This window comes from Streptomyces sp. NPDC005141 (assembly GCF_053599975.1).
The window spans coordinates 17,543-30,823 of record NZ_JBSFYW010000017.1; the positions used below are offsets into that span (position 1 = coordinate 17,543).

Consider the following 13,281-nt stretch of genomic DNA (forward strand, 5'->3'; position numbering starts at 1 on the left):
CCGACGGACGGCGATACATGTGCCAGCGACTGCCGGGCCGGGGGAGGGGTGCCGGACGCCGCGGGGTGCGTTCCGCGGCGAATCCGGTCCCGACCTCGCCATGCCGGCCCAGGGTCCCGGCCGCCACATGGCACAGCCCACGGCACTGCTCTCTCCACGGCCGGCAGTTCCATGTTTCCGCAATGTGAGACCTGGCCGGAACTTGTTGACCGACGGCGTGGTGTCTGCTCAACTCACGTCCCATGACCCCGCGCGTGGATTTGACTCGGAGGCGCCACATCGACCTGGCGCACGTCTCCAGCGCGTTCTGTTGTCGTTGACCCCCAAGGCGTGTCGCTGATCCGCGAAGCGGTCCTCGGCAACGGCCGGTGCGCGCCGATGGCGTAGCACCGGAAGGGGCGGGTGCGAAGCCTCCGCCCCGGTCTGTCCTCCCAGGGACCGCGGTATCCACCGCATGACTGCCTGCTTCCCCCGCTCCTCTCTCCGCTCCAGCTCTCCCTCCGTCGGAAGACGCAGCGCGGCGCGAGGCCGGTGAGGGGATGCCCCCGCACCAGCGGGGCCAGGGGCACGTCGCGCAAGTGGCGCGGGCCCGGCGGGACTTCGACACGCCACCCCCGGACAGGTGCGCGCCGACCGGCGTGACATCACGACCGCCGCCACACGGCTCGGCCTGCGTCCATTACACCCCGCGCAGTCGTCGGGGCCGTGGCATCGCGACCGGACCCCGCACCGGCTCGGTCACCGTTCCTCGCCGCCATCACCCGTTCATTCCGACGTTCGGCACCGACGGTGCGCCCGATTCCTCGAGAGGGACCTCCTCATGCCTCCGACCATCCGCAAACTCACGGGCCGCATCGGCGCGGTCGTCGAGGGCGTCGACCTCACCGCGCCGCCCGCCCCCCCGACGATCGCGACACTCCGACAAGCCATCGACGAGCACAAGGCGATCGTGTTCGACCGGGTCCGCCTCGACAACGTCGGGCAGGAGCGCGTGGCCGGGTGGTTCGGTGAACTCACCACCGCTCACCCGAACGTTCCGGCCGCCGACGGCACGACGAACGTGCTCGCCGTGGACAGCGAGACGTCCAAGGCCAACGAATGGCACACCGACGTCACCTTCGTGGTCAACCCGCCGCAGCTCACCACGCTCCGGTCCATCGTGAACACGCCGTACGGGGGCGAGACGCTCGTCGCGAACGCGGCCGCGGCCTACCGCGACCTGCCCGACCCGCTCCGCGCCCTCGCGGACGTGCTGCGCGTCGTGCACACCAACCAGTACGACTACGCGCGCCCTTCGGCCACGTCGGCGCCGCGCGAGGAGTACGACCGGGTCTTCGTCTCGACACCGTACGAGACAGAGCATCCGCTCGTACGGGTGCATCCGCTCACGGGTGAACGCGGGCTCTTCATCGGCGGGTTCGCCAAACGGATCGTCGGCCTGTCGAGCGGTGAGTCGGCGGACCTGCTGCGCATCTTCCAGTCGTACGTGACCCGTCCGGAGAACATCCTGCGCTGGGCCTGGTCCCCCGACCAGTTGTTGATCTTCGACAACAGGATCACCCAGCACTACGGCGTGGACAACTACGACGACCACCCGCGCCGCCTCAACCGTGTGACGGTCGCGGGAGACGTGCCGGTCGGTGTCGACGGCCGCCCGAGCGAGCAACTCGTCGGTGACGCCTCGCACTACAGCAAGGTGCTGGAGGTGGCGGCCCGATGACCGAGGTCAGCCTCAAGAGGCCGGTCGTCGGGCCCACGGCCGCCGAACCGACGACCGCGCCGGAGCGCGAGGTCTTCCTGCCGCGCGACGCCCGCCGTCCGACCCTGCTCCGCACACTCCGTGAGCGGCTGCGCTGGCCGCTCGGGATCTACACGACTCCGGCCGTGATCCTCATCGCCTGGGAGATCCTGGCCAGGACCGGAGCCGTGAAGAAGACCTATGCCCCGGCACCGACCTCCATCGTCAAGTCCGCCGTCGATCTATGGCAACAGGGCGTTCTCGGGCCGGACTTGGCCATCTCACTGCAACGGGCCGGCATCGGTCTCGCGCTCGGTCTGACGGTGGGCATCGTCAGCGGAGTGCTCGGCGGGCTGCTGCGCAGCGGCGAGTATCTGTTCAACGGCCTCGTGCAGATCCTGAACACGATCCCGCTCCTCGCGGTGCTGCCACTCATGATCGTGTGGTTCGGCATCGACGAGCTCACGAAGGTGCTGCTGATCTCGTTCGGCGCAGGCGTCCCGATGTATCTCAACCTGTTCGCCGCGATCCGGGGTGTCGACCAGCGGCTGATCGAGATGGCACGCACGACGGGCGCGGGCACCTGGCGCCTCGTGACGCGGGTACTGGTGCCCGGAGCCCTGCCGGGGTTCCTGGTCGGACTCCGGTTCTCTCTCGCGTACAGCCTTCTGGGTCTCGTCGCCGCCGAGACGGTCAACGCCGACAAGGGGCTCGGGTTCCTCATCACTCAAGGGCAGACCTACCTGCAGACCGGCCAGGTGTTCGTCGGGCTGGTGATCTACTCGCTCCTCGGTCTGATCGCCGACCAGTTCGTCCGGGTTCTCGAGCGGGTGCTGCTGCGGTGGCGCCCCAGTTATGAGGCGGCATGAGTACCACGGTTGTTCCGAACGGCACCCGGACCCACCAGCAGGCGGGCGCCGTCATCGAGCAGGTCGTCCGCCGGTTCGGGGACCGGGTCGTCCTCGACCACCTGGACCTCACCATCGCCGACGAGGAGCTCGTGGTCCTGCTGGGCCCCTCCGGCTGCGGGAAGAGCACCCTCCTGAGGCTGCTCGCCGGGCTGGACCGGCCCGACGGCGGGCGGGTGGAGGTCCCGGCGAAACGCGCGATCGTGTTCCAGGGCGACCGCCTGCTGCCGTGGCAGCGGGTGCTGCGCAACGTCACCCTCGGCCTGCGCGGACCGGACGCCGACCAGCGGGCCCTCGACGTGCTCACCGAGGTCGGACTCGCGGGCCGCGAGAAGGCGTGGCCCAAGGAGCTCTCCGGCGGCGAGGCCCAGCGGGTGTCGCTGGCGCGGGCGCTGGTCTCGGAGCCCGAACTCGTGCTGCTCGACGAACCGTTCGCGGCGCTCGACGCGATCACGCGGCTGCGCATGCACGACCTGGTGCGGGAGCTGCGGAGCAAGCACCACGCGGCCATGCTGCTGGTCACCCACGACGTCGACGAGGCGATCGCGCTGGCCGACCGCGTCGTCGTCATGAGCAACGGACGCATCGGCACCTCGCACCTCGTGGAGCTGTCGGCCGCGGACCGCGAGGCGAGCATCGCGCGAGAGGAACTGCGCTCCGCGCTCCTGGAGGACCTCGGCCTGGCCAACCAGAACTGACTTCATCCGCCACATCCACCGACCTCTCCCACCACAGCACAGAAAGCACGTGAGAACTCATGTCCAGAAGCACCTCCCGGATCGTCGCCGCCGTCGGCCTGCTCGCCCTGGGGAGCGGCCTCGTCGGCTGCGCGTCGACGTCGGAGGCCGCCGCGCCTCTGAGCGGCTCCAGCGCATCAGGCTCCGGCAGCCATCCCGAGTGGAAGAAGTACACCTTCACCATCGGTGACAACGGCGGTGACGGCAGCCAGGAGCTGGCGAAGATCACCGGCGTGTTCGACAACGCGCCCTACAAGGTGAAGTTCGCCCGCTTCACCTACGGCCCGCCGCTCGTACAGGCGGCCGCGTCGGGCGACATCGACCTGGGCAGCGTCGGCGACGTCCCGCCGATCACGGGCGCCGCGAAGGAGTACGGCTTCAAGATCGTCGCCGTCAACCGCTCTCTCAGGCCCGACCAGGCGCTGGAGAACATCATCGTGCCGAAGGGCTCGAAGCTGAAGACGCTCAACGACCTCAAGGGCAAGAGGATCGCTGTACCGCAGGGCAGTTCGGCGCACGGTCTGGCCCTGAACGCGATCAAAAGCGTGGGCCTCAGCCTCAAGGACGTGAAGCTGGTCTTTCTCGACCCGGCGGCCGGAGCCACGGCGTTCAACACCGGCAAGGTGGACGCCTGGTCGATCTGGAACCCGCAGTCGGCGATCGCGGTCAAGAACGGCGCGCGGATCCTGGCCAAGGGTCTTCCGCCGATCGACCAGACGAGCAGCTACTACGTCGCCAGTGACACGTCGCTGAAGGACCGCACGAAGCGGGCGGCTCTCACCGACGTCCTGAAGAGGCTGTCCCGCGAGTTCGCCTGGGCGGTCAAGCACCCCGACCAGCACGCGCAGGCGCTCTCCAAGGAGCAGGGCATCCCCCTGGCCGATGCCAAGGCGACTCTGGCCGCCTTCCAGTTCCGGGTCACTCCGGTGGGGAAGGCGGACATCGCGGCGGAGCAGAAGCTCGCCGACTCCTTCCGCGAAGCGGGCCAGATCACCAAGGAGGTCGACGTCTCGTCGATCACCGACAACCTGCTCCCGGCCGGATACGACAGTTCGAAGCTGTCGGTCGGCTGAGCCGGTACACCACGAACGGACTGGAGAGCAGCAGTGAGCGATCAGAGACGACGCCGGCTCCATCTCAACGCCTTCCTCATGGAGGCCGGTCACCACGAGGCGGCGTGGCGGCTCCCGCACAGCAACCCCCGGGCGGACTTCGACCTGCGGCACTGGATCGAGCTGGCTCGGCTGGCGGAGAGCGCCAAGTTCGACTCGCTGTTCCTCGCGGACGGCCCGGCCATCGCCGGCACGGGCGAGTTCCGGCCGCCGGGCCAGCTCGAGCCGCTCACCCTGCTGACCGCCCTGTCACAGGCGACCAGCAGGATCGGACTCATCGCGACCGTGTCGTCGACGTACAACGAGCCCTACAACCTCGCCCGTCGCCTCGCCTCGGTCGACCACGTCAGCGGCGGCCGGGCCGGGTGGAACATCGTCACCTCGGCGGGCGCCGACGAGGCGGCCAACTTCGGCCTCGTCGACCGTCCCGACCACGCCGGGCGGTACGCCCGGGCCGACGAGTTCCTGCACATAGCCAAGGCGTTGTGGGACAGCTGGGAGTCCGAGGCGGTCGTCGCCGACAAGTCCACGGGGCGCTACGCCGACCCCTCGCGGCTGCACAGGCTCGACCACCGGGGCACGCGCTTCTCGGTGGCCGGCCCGCTCAACGTCGCGCGCCCGCCGCAGGGTCACCCCCTGCTCGTGCAGGCCGGCTCCTCCGAGGACGGCAAGGACTTCGCGGCGCGGCACGCCGAGGCGATCTTCACCGCCCACCAGACGTACGAGCGCGCGGCCGACTTCTACGCCGACATCAAGGCCAGGACCAGCGCCGCGGGGCGTGACCCGGACGGCGTGATCGTGCTGCCGGGCATCGTCCCGTACATCGGGTCGACCGAGGCGGAGGCACGGGCGCTGGCGAAGCGGTTCGACGACCTCCGCGTCCCGGAGTACGGGCTGCGTCAGCTGGCCGCGGTCTTCGAGACCGAGCCGTCGGTGTTCGAACTCGACCAGCCACTGCCGGACTTCATCCTCGCGAGACCGAAGCTGGAGGGTTCGCAGAGCCGCTCCGACCTGATCATCGAACTCGCCGTACGCGAGAAGCTGACGGTCCGCGGGATCATTTCGCGGCTCGGCGGCGGCCGGGGGCACTTCGAGTTCATCGGCACGCCCGAACAGGTGGCGGACACGATCGTCAGCTGGTTCGAGGGCGGTGCGGCGGACGGGTTCAACATCATGGCGCCGGCCCTGCCCTCCGGCCTGGAAAGCTTCATCGAGCACGTCCTGCCGATCCTGCGCGGCAAGGGCCTGTTCCGTGAGGAGTACGAAGGCGCGACCCTCCGCGAGCACTACGGGCTGGCGGTGCCGGGCAACCAGTTCCACGGGGAAGGAGCCTCTGTGTCCCTGTGACCGACACAGGCCGCCTGCTCATCGCATGTCGGACGTGGCTGTCTCGCACGGTGAGACCAGCCGCGAGTGTCCCGACGGGTCAGGGGTTCGCCCAGGCGTCCGGCGTGTCGGTCAACGCGGAAACATCGGCGGGTAGTTGGGCCGATGCGACGTCGGCGAGCGACACGCCCTCGAGGATCTCGCGCACGTTGGACCGCAGCGCGATCCACAGGGGAAGCAGCGACTGGGCCGGACCGGTGTAGGAAAGGTCCGGGGGGCGGACCCCGCGCACTGAGACGAGCGGTCCGTCCACGGTGCGTATGACATCGGCGATGCTGATGGACTCGGCGGGTTTGGCCAGCCGGTAGCCGCCGTTGCCGCCGCGCTGGCTGAGCACGAGACCACCCCGGCGCATGTCGTTCAGGATGCCCTCGAGGAATTTGTGGGGGATGTCCTGGGCGTCGGAGATCGCCTCGGCCTTCAAGGGCCCGTCATCCCGTGACGCGGCGAGCTGCAGCGCGGCACGTACCGCGTAGTCCGCCCTGGCTGAAATCCGCATGTGCGCATTATCCCGTACGGTTCGGTCGGTCTCCATCGCGGGCGGGCAGCCGGGCGGGGGCAAGGGTTCCGCCCCCGCCCGGTCGCCCGGACCCCTGCCCGGCGCTCCATGTCCTGTCGGTCAGAGAGGCGGGACGAACGGAGGGTGCGCACCGTTGAGGAAGTAGTCCCCGACGTCACGGAGCCGGTGGGCGACGGGCTCGTAAAGGGTGTGGGTCCGCGCATTGCGCCAGAAACGGTCGAAGCCCAGTCGCGAGGACGCTGAGCGGGGGCCGACGATATCGAGGGCGCGGGCGGTGGACTCCTGTGCGGCCCGGGAAGCGGCGGCTTCGGCCATGGTTACGAGGACCGAGACTTCCGCGTACTCGTCGTAGGTGAGGTCTTCGCCCCGTGCCAGCCCGCTCTGCACGGCTGCCACCGCCTGCTCGGTGAGTGCGGAGGCGGAGCGGGCTAGGACGGTGAGTTCTCCGTAGACGGTCAGCACCTGCGGGTCCTGGGGGGAGCCGACCGGCCAGGTGGGATGCCAGAGCGCGTGGCCCGCCCTGCTGTACTCACGGGCTTCGGCGAGCACTCCCTCGGCCATGCCGAGAAGGAGCTGGACGGAGAGGAGGCGCCCGACCGGCGATGTGAGAGCTGTCCGGGGCGACAGGACGTCCTCGTCCGCGGACAGGGAGCCCAGTACGTTGTCGGCGGCGACCGGCACGGCGTCGAACTCCACGCTGCCGCCGGCCGCGAGCCGCTGGCCGAACGTGTCGGTGTCGCCCTCGATCCGCACACCGTGATGAGCGGGATCGACGACGACGGCGAAGGGTTCGCCGGTGTCGGCCCTCTCGGCCCGTACGGCGAGACGGTCGGCGACCAGGACGCCCGTGGCATAGCTCTGCCGACCGTCCAGCACATAGCCACCGGCCTTCCTGGCCAGCGTCAGAGGCGGTTCCTGACGGGCGAATCCACCACCCCAACACCAGGGTTCCTTCATGGATCGCCGCACGACCCGAGCGGCGGGGGCGGACCCGCCGAAGAACAGGGCGCTCCACGACAGGAAGTAGTGAGAGGCCAGCAGTTGACCGATCGCGCCGTCGGCTGCTGCGATCTCCCGGACGACGGCGTACGCCGTGGGCCAGTCCGCGCCACCTCCCCCGGCCCCGGCCGGTACGAGGAGCGTCAGCAGTCCCGCCTCGCGCAGTCGGGACACCTCGTCGAAGGGGGTCTTGCCTGCCTGCTCCCTGGCCACGGCGTCCATGGACAGGTCGTCCGCCGATTCGCGGGCCGCGCGCAGCCAGTGTGCGCGGCCGGGTCCTGTCCGGTCGGATTCCGCTGCGGGTCCGGACGGCGCGGTGGCAACGCCCATGGTGATGGTCTCCTCAAGTTCGTTGGCAGGGCGCGGTGTCGGGGCTCTCGTCCTGGTCGGGCACGTACCTGTAGCCCACGCGCCGTACCGTGACGATCCGGCGCCGGTGGGCCTCGCCCAGCTTGCGGCGCAGCCGCGCGATGTGGACATCCACGGTGCGGCCGTCGCCGATGTGGTCGTAGCCCCAGACGCCGGCCATCAACTGCTCGCGCGAGTGCACCTGACGGGGGTGCAGGACGAGATGGGCCAGCACCTCGAACTCCATGTACGTCAGGTCGAGTTCACGTCCGTCCAGTTCCGCGACATGGCGCGCCGTATCGATGCGGAGGGCACCGTCGTCCACCTGCCGCACGGGAGGTGAGTCGGTGTAGGCGAGCGGTCGGATCTCCGGCCGTGTCACGTCCTTGGCGAAGAGCTGGGTGGGGTCGGTCCCCTCGGGGACGAGCAAGAGGTATCCCACGAGGCGTGGGGAGCCGTGCTCCTCGGTGCCGCTCGGCGCCGCGTCGTCCACGAGGCGCAGACGGCGCGTGCCGGGGAGTGCTGGATCCGAGGAAGTGGTCTGGGCCGGGAGTGCCGTGGTCATGGCGGTCGCCCTTCAGAAGTTCGTCGGTCGTCGGGCGCAGGGGGTGGTGCGCCGGATCACCTGGGATGAGAGGGAGCGGGGTGGCACGCGCGGTGTGTGGCGCGTGCCCTACACGCGACAGCAGGCGGCGCTGACGACGTGACCAAAGTCGACATGCCGACGACGAACGAGTCGTTGCTGCGTGGGGGCCATGTGCATCATCCTGCGCACCCGCCGGACGGGCGGTCAATGCTTTCCTAGTAAATCGATAGGAAATGTAGGGAACGCAACACCGCGGGCGGGCCCGCCGGTTCACCGTCGACCGCCCGCAGGTACTGCTGAAGGCCGGTCCAGCATCCGGGCCGTAGTTGACGGGAAAGCGAGGTGTACTGCTGAATTGATCGCATGAACGCCGAGCAGCACCTGGTCACCCGCGACTACATCGACTTCGGTCGGGTGTGGTCCGCGGCGTGTTGCGGCTGACGCGGCAGCGGGCCGTCTGAACGGTTCCGCCCTCCCTCGGTGTCCCCGTAGCGTGCCGAGTTCTCTCTTCGCGTGACCGTCGTATCCCGTGCACTGAACTCACGTCGACTCCGTGCACGGACGGTTTTGCGAGGCGGGACAGCGCTACCTGCTTCCTTGCGGCGACCGAGGTCCCCACCCCACCCCGGCATCGTCACACCTGCTCACCCACGTGGATCCAGCGCCCTGAAGCGCCGTCACACCCCGCCGCACCGAGGGCCGCTCCGCCGCGCCCACGTGCTGCCCACGGCACGGCCCCACAGGACTTGAGGAAAGGTCATCTCCCATGCCAGTGGAGTTCCTTGGCATCGCAGCCACCAACGACGGCTCCGAAACCACCCCGCGCTCCGGCGCAGCCTTCGACAAGGAGTACACGCTCCGGCTCGCCCGTGCGCACGAGGACCACGGCTGGGACCGGGTGCTGTTCGCCTACGGTTCCGGATCTCCGGATCCCGCGCCGGCCGCCGCCTACATCGCGAGCAGGCTGGAGCGCCTCCAGATCCTGCTCGCCCACCGGCCCAACGTCTCGTACCCGACCTTCGCCGCGAAGACGTTCGCCACCCTCGACCAGATCAGCGAGGGCCGGCTGGCCGTGCACTTCATCACCGGCGGCAACGACCACGAACAGGGCCGCGAGGGCGACACCCTCACCAAGGACGAACGCTACGCCCGCACCCGCGAGTACATCCGGATCGTCAAGAAGATCTGGACCACGCACGAGCCCTTCGACCACGAGGGGGAGCACTACCGCTTCCAGGACTTCGTCAGCGACGTCTTTCCGGCCCAGCATCCCCGTCCGAACGTGTCGTTCGGCGGCTCGTCTCCTGCCGCGTACGCCGCCGGGGGCGCCGAGGCTGACATCTACTGCCTGTGGGGCGAGCCCCTGGAGAAGACCGCCGAGCAGATCGAAGCGGTGAAGGCCGCCGCGAAGGCTGCCGGTCGCACCGACGTGCCCCGCATCCAGGCGGCGTTCCGCCCGATCATCGCCCCGACCGAGGAACTGGCCTGGGAGAAGGCCCACCGCACGGTCGGCGCGATCAAGACCCGCAAGGAGAAGGGCGATCCGGTCACCAAGCGCCACAGCGGCCACGCTCAGCCGCAGAACTCCGGCTCGCAGCGGCTGATCGCCATCGCCGAGGCGGGGGAGCGCTACGACCGAGCCCTGTGGACCCCGACCGCCGCCGCGACCGGTGGCGCGGGCAACTCCAACGCCCTGGTCGGAACCCCGGAGACGGTCGCCCAGGCGCTGCTGGACTACTACGACCTCGGCGTCGACATCCTCTCCGCCCGCGGCTACGACCTGCTGGGCGACGCGATCGACTTCGGCCGGTACGTGATCCCGATCGTCCGCGAGGAGGTCGCCAAGCGCGACGCCGAGCGAGCGGCGCGTGGCACACAGGACCTCGCGGCGGTGCATGGATGACGTCCGTCACCCGACCACCCCGCCCGTAGCCGAGCTGACGGTCGTTCAAGTGGCCATGTCCGACCCGAGGGTGGGACCGCCGTGTACGTGGGATCCGGACACTTCAATGGACGACCGTCATCCCGGGAGGTCACGGCGGCGGGCCTGAACACCCGCCGCTAGCCCACGAGTTCGCATACGAGCGCGGCGACCTGGTCGGCTTCGATGAGGAAGCCGTCGTGACCATAGGGGGATTCGATCACCCGCAGGTCATCTGCCGTCCGGATCCCGGCGGCCAACTCCGCCTGCTGAGTGAGGGGATACAGGCGGTCCGAGCTCACGCCTGCGACAAGTGTCCTGGCGGTCACGCGGCGCAGGGCGGCGCGGGTGCCGCCACGACCGCGACCGATGTCATGGGTGTTCATCGCGTCTGCCAGCACCACATAGCTGGCCGCGTCGAAGCGTCGGACCAACTTGTCCGCGTGGTGGTCGAGATAGGACTCGACCCGGTACCGCCCGCCGTTCCAGGGATCCTCCGTCCCCTGGGGCGCGCGACCGAAGCGGACCTGCAACTCCGGCTCGCTGCGGTAGGTGACGTGGGCGATGCGGCGGGCCAGGCCGAGCCCAGCGTGCGGACCCCGGCCCGAGTCGTGGTAGTCGCCGCCGCGCCAGTGCGGGTCGCCGCGGATGGCATGGAGCTGGATGTTGGCCCAGGCGATCTGCTCCGCGCTTGCCGCCCCCGTGGTGGCCAGCAGAAGCAGAGCGCGCGTGCGCTCCGGATACGAGACAGCCCATTCCAGGGCGCGCATCCCGCCCATGGAGCCGCCGACCACCAGGGCCCAGCGGCCGATGCCGAGTGCATCGGCCAGGCCGGCTTCCGCAGCGACCTGGTCGCGCTGGGTCAGTGAGGGGAAGGCTCCACCCCAGTGCCGTCCGTCGGGACGCGTCGAGGACGGTCCGGTGCTGCCCTGGCAGCCGCCCAGCACATTGGGGACGACGACGAACCAGCGGTCCGTGTCCAGTGCCAGACCGGGCCCGATGAGCCCGTCCCACCAGCCGGGGGTGGGGTGACCGGGCTGGGCCGCTCCGGCGGCATGGCTGTCGCCGGTGAGCGCGTGGAGCACCAGTACGCCGTTGGAGCGGTCCGGCGCGAGCCGCCCCCAGGTTTCGAACGCGAGCCGCACGTCGGGCAGTTCACCTCCCGCTTCCAGCGCCAGGGGCTTCTCCCGTACGTGCCACTGGCGGCGACCCGGGGGGTCCCCCTCCCGCCAGGCCCCGGAGGCCGGCGGGAGAGGGACCGCGGAAGGCGTCAGTACGGTGTTCAGGACGCGCCCTTGGCCGCGCGGAAGCCTGCCTCCAGGTCCGCCTTGAGATCGGCGAGGTTCTCGATGCCGACCGACAGCCGTACCAGGCCGGGCGACGTGCCGGTCGCCGTCAACTGCGCGTCGTCCAACTGGCTGTGAGTGGTGGACGCCGGATGGATGATGAGGCTGCGCACGTCGCCGATGTTGGCGAGATGGCTGAACAGCTCGACGGCGTCGACGAACCGCTTCCCGGCTTCGACCCCGTCCCGCAGTTCGAAGGCAAGGACCGCGCCGGAGCCACGCGGCAGATACCGCTGCCCTGCCTCGTACCACCGGTTGGACTCCAGGCCCGGATAGTGGACGGCGGCCACCTCGTCGCGCTGCTCCAGCCATTCGGCCAGGGCCTGGGCGTTGGCCGAGTGCCGCTCGATCCGCAGGCTGAGCGTCTCCACGCCCTGCAGGAGCAGGAACGCCGAGTGCGGGGAGAGCGCCGGACCGATGTCGCGCAGCAGCTGCACCCGCAGTTTGATCGCGAAGGCGCCCGGACCGAGCGCGGGCCAGTACTGCAGGCCGTGGTAGCTCGGGTCCGGCTCACTGAAGTCGGGGAAGCGGTCGGCGTGCGCGCCGAAGTCGAAGGTGCCGCCGTCGACGACGACACCGGCGATCGTGGTGCCGTGGCCGCCGAGGAACTTGGTCGCGGAGTGGACGACGATGTCGGCGCCGTGCTCGATGGGCCGCAGCAGATACGGGGTCGGCACGGTGTTGTCCACGATCAGCGGGACACCCGCCTCGTGTGCGACGTCGGCCACCGCCCGTACGTCGAGGACGTTGCCGCGCGGATTGCCGAGTGTCTCGGCGAACAGGGCCTTCGTGTTCGGCCGGATCGCCGCTCGCCAGGCCTCGAAGTCGTCCGGGTCGTCGACGAAGGAGACCTCGATGCCGAACTTCGGCAGCGTGTGGCGGAACAGGTTGTACGTGCCGCCGTACAGGGACGTGCTGGAGACGATGTGGTCGCCCGCACTCGCCAGCGTCAGGATGGCGAGGGTCTCCGCGGCCTGCCCGGAGGCCAGGGCCACCGCGGCGACCCCGCCTTCGAGCGCGGCGATCCGCTGCTCGAAGACGTCCTGCGTCGGGTTGTGGATCCGGGTGTAGATGTTGCCCGGCTCGGCGAGCGAGAACAGGTCGGCGGCGTGCTGGGTGTCGCGGAAGACGAACGAGGCGGTCTGGTAGATCGGCACCGCCCGCGCCCCGGTCGTCGGGTCCGGCGCTGCACCGGCGTGGATCTGCTTGGTCTCGAACGACCAGGCCGAGGTGTCGGGCCCGGCCGGTTCGTCCTCGGGGGTGTGGCCGGCGGTGACGGAGTCGATGGGCTGGCTCATGGTTCTCCCTTGCGCGGGGCGTGCGGGGGTGCGTGAAGCGACCGCGGGACTGCCGTCCGGACCGCGAAGGAGCAGGGCGGAGGACGGTGCGGTGCGGTGATGAAGAGAGGGTTCAGATGCCGGAGCGCGGCGTCAGCTCACGGCGGAACAACACATGGTGGTGACACGCCCGTAGTCAACGTGGCGGCGGGTCACAAGCACGGTCATGGAGTCAGATAACCACAGATGGTGACGGTTCACCAGCGTGACTTGGAGGAAGGCGGCTCGGGCGGCCCCGCCCGGCCGTCGCCCCGGTCGCCGTCCCGGCCACGGCATCCGGACCACCGCCGCACCCGTCCTGCGCGGTGGGCGGCGGGGCGATCGTCGCCACGGCGGTGGCGTC

11 protein-coding genes are annotated in these 13,281 nt (G+C 70.0%); 6 read left to right on the forward strand and 5 right to left on the reverse strand.

Annotated elements, in window-relative coordinates:
* Positions 1-820: 820 nt before the first annotated feature.
* The 5 genes from ACWD68_RS15820 to ACWD68_RS15840 are packed head-to-tail and all read left to right on the forward strand — an operon-like array spanning position 821 to position 5,842.
* Positions 821-1,720 (forward strand): TauD/TfdA dioxygenase family protein, encoded by a 900-nt coding sequence (locus ACWD68_RS15820; RefSeq protein WP_451806993.1) that lies wholly within the window; start codon positions 821-823, stop codon positions 1,718-1,720.
* Positions 1,717-2,607 (forward strand): ABC transporter permease, encoded by an 891-nt coding sequence (locus tag ACWD68_RS15825; protein WP_451806994.1) that lies wholly within the window; start codon positions 1,717-1,719, stop codon positions 2,605-2,607. Before ACWD68_RS15820 ends, ACWD68_RS15825 begins: the two co-directional genes overlap by 4 nt.
* Positions 2,604-3,344, forward strand: coding sequence for an ABC transporter ATP-binding protein (locus ACWD68_RS15830; RefSeq protein WP_451806995.1), 741 nt, complete (start codon positions 2,604-2,606; stop codon positions 3,342-3,344). Before ACWD68_RS15825 ends, ACWD68_RS15830 begins: the two co-directional genes overlap by 4 nt.
* A gap of 59 nt (positions 3,345-3,403) precedes the next feature.
* Complete coding sequence (locus ACWD68_RS15835) at positions 3,404-4,456, forward strand: aliphatic sulfonate ABC transporter substrate-binding protein (RefSeq protein WP_451806996.1); 1,053 nt, start codon at positions 3,404-3,406, stop codon at positions 4,454-4,456.
* Positions 4,457-4,489: 33 nt separating this feature from the next.
* A complete protein-coding gene (locus tag ACWD68_RS15840; protein ID WP_451806997.1) occupies positions 4,490-5,842 on the forward strand; it encodes an LLM class flavin-dependent oxidoreductase in 1,353 nt (450 codons plus the stop codon).
* Positions 5,843-5,921: 79 nt separating this feature from the next.
* Here the strand turns inward: ACWD68_RS15840 and ACWD68_RS15845 are convergent, their stop codons facing one another.
* The 3 genes from ACWD68_RS15845 to ACWD68_RS15855 form a co-directional block, all read right to left on the reverse strand.
* On the reverse strand, positions 5,922-6,380 hold the full coding sequence (locus ACWD68_RS15845) for an RrF2 family transcriptional regulator (protein WP_451806998.1): 459 nt from the start codon (positions 6,378-6,380) through the stop codon (positions 5,922-5,924).
* A gap of 120 nt (positions 6,381-6,500) precedes the next feature.
* The gene (locus tag ACWD68_RS15850; protein ID WP_451806999.1) at positions 6,501-7,730 is read right to left on the reverse strand and encodes an acyl-CoA dehydrogenase family protein; all 1,230 of its coding nucleotides are present in this window, start codon (positions 7,728-7,730) and stop codon (positions 6,501-6,503) included.
* Positions 7,731-7,743: 13 nt separating this feature from the next.
* Positions 7,744-8,313, reverse strand: a complete 570-nt coding sequence (locus tag ACWD68_RS15855; RefSeq protein ID WP_451807000.1) for a winged helix-turn-helix domain-containing protein — start codon at positions 8,311-8,313, stop codon at positions 7,744-7,746.
* 787 nt (positions 8,314-9,100) lie between these two features.
* Between ACWD68_RS15855 and ACWD68_RS15860 the strand changes: the two genes are divergently transcribed.
* Positions 9,101-10,237, forward strand: a complete 1,137-nt coding sequence (locus ACWD68_RS15860; RefSeq protein WP_451807001.1) for an LLM class flavin-dependent oxidoreductase — start codon at positions 9,101-9,103, stop codon at positions 10,235-10,237.
* 158 nt (positions 10,238-10,395) lie between these two features.
* Here ACWD68_RS15860 and metX read toward each other — a convergent pair whose 3' ends face one another.
* Positions 10,396-11,541 (reverse strand): homoserine O-acetyltransferase MetX, encoded by a 1,146-nt coding sequence (gene metX / locus ACWD68_RS15865; protein ID WP_451807107.1) that lies wholly within the window; start codon positions 11,539-11,541, stop codon positions 10,396-10,398.
* Positions 11,538-12,899 (reverse strand): bifunctional o-acetylhomoserine/o-acetylserine sulfhydrylase, encoded by a 1,362-nt coding sequence (locus ACWD68_RS15870; protein ID WP_451807002.1) that lies wholly within the window; start codon positions 12,897-12,899, stop codon positions 11,538-11,540. Before ACWD68_RS15870 ends, metX begins: the two co-directional genes overlap by 4 nt.
* Positions 12,900-13,281 lie beyond the last annotated feature (382 nt).

Bases quoted from the DNA above. Each gene is read 5' to 3' on its own strand.
- ACWD68_RS15835 (WP_451806996.1), top strand. From the start codon at position 3,404: ATGTCCAGAAGCACCTCCCGGATCGTCGCCGCCGTCGGCCTGCTCGCC.
- ACWD68_RS15845 (WP_451806998.1), bottom strand. From the start codon at position 6,380: ATGCGGATTTCAGCCAGGGCGGACTACGCGGTACGTGCCGCGCTGCAG.
- ACWD68_RS15855 (WP_451807000.1), bottom strand. From the start codon at position 8,313: ATGACCACGGCACTCCCGGCCCAGACCACTTCCTCGGATCCAGCACTC.
- ACWD68_RS15860 (WP_451807001.1), top strand. From the start codon at position 9,101: ATGCCAGTGGAGTTCCTTGGCATCGCAGCCACCAACGACGGCTCCGAA.
- ACWD68_RS15820 (WP_451806993.1), top strand. From the start codon at position 821: ATGCCTCCGACCATCCGCAAACTCACGGGCCGCATCGGCGCGGTCGTC.
- ACWD68_RS15830 (WP_451806995.1), top strand. From the start codon at position 2,604: ATGAGTACCACGGTTGTTCCGAACGGCACCCGGACCCACCAGCAGGCG.
- ACWD68_RS15825 (WP_451806994.1), top strand. From the start codon at position 1,717: ATGACCGAGGTCAGCCTCAAGAGGCCGGTCGTCGGGCCCACGGCCGCC.
- ACWD68_RS15870 (WP_451807002.1), bottom strand. From the start codon at position 12,899: ATGAGCCAGCCCATCGACTCCGTCACCGCCGGCCACACCCCCGAGGAC.
- ACWD68_RS15850 (WP_451806999.1), bottom strand. From the start codon at position 7,730: ATGGGCGTTGCCACCGCGCCGTCCGGACCCGCAGCGGAATCCGACCGG.